1 pseudogene is annotated in these 785 nt (G+C 60.1%); it reads right to left on the bottom strand.

The features are described from left to right. Window positions 1-12: 12 nt before the first annotated feature. Window positions 13-776 (bottom strand): annotated as a pseudogene (locus NJLHNGOC_RS15545) (IS5 family transposase). Window positions 777-785 lie beyond the last annotated feature (9 nt).

Raw genomic sequence — 785 nt, 5'->3', positions numbered from 1 at the left:
TAGGGCGTCGACTCATAAACCCCGACACCAGATTCTCGCCGCGACGAGCTTTACAGCGGCGAGGTAGTTTTCGGGATGCTTGTCGTATCGGGTTGCGATATCTCGGAACTGTTTGATCCTGTTGAAGAAGCGTTCCACGAGGTTCCTCTGCCGATAGACCCAGCGTGAGAAGGTGAAGCTTCCCTTGCGATTGGCCTTTGGCGGGATGTTGGCCCAAACCTTTCGGGCCGCTGCCTTGGCGCGAATGGCATTGCTGTCATATCCCTTGTCGGCCAGCAGGATGTCGCCCTCGCCCAGGCTATTGGTCAGCGCATCGGCCTCGGTGCAATCGGCAACTTGGCCGCCTGTCAGACGGAGACTGACGGGACGGCCTTCCGCGTCGACGAGCGCGTGGATCTTGCTGGTGAGGCCGCCGCGGGAACGTCCCATGCCGCCATCGTTTCCATCCCCTTTTTTCCCGTGGCCGCGTGCTGGTGAACGCGAACACAGGTCGAATCGATCATGACGATGTCGCCATCGTAAGACGCTGAAACGGCTTCAAGAAGCCGATCCCATACCCCGGCTTTTCGCCAGCGAACAAAACGATTGTAGCAGGTGGTCGGCGGCCCATAGCGTTCGGGGATTTCTGCCCAGGGCGAACCTGTCCGAAAGCGCCAAAGGATGCCATTCAGCACACGGCGATCATCGACGCGGGGGATGCCACGCGGCTTGTTGGGCAGCAATGGCGACAGGATAGACCATTCGCGGTCGGTGAGTTCGTAGCGGCGGCGCGTCATCAAAGCTCC

The organism is Novacetimonas cocois, assembly GCF_003311635.1.
GTDB classification, from domain to species: domain Bacteria; phylum Pseudomonadota; class Alphaproteobacteria; order Acetobacterales; family Acetobacteraceae; genus Novacetimonas; species Novacetimonas cocois.
The sequence above is the reverse complement of the archived record's forward strand: the minus strand, read 5'-3'. Positions and strand labels throughout refer to the sequence as shown.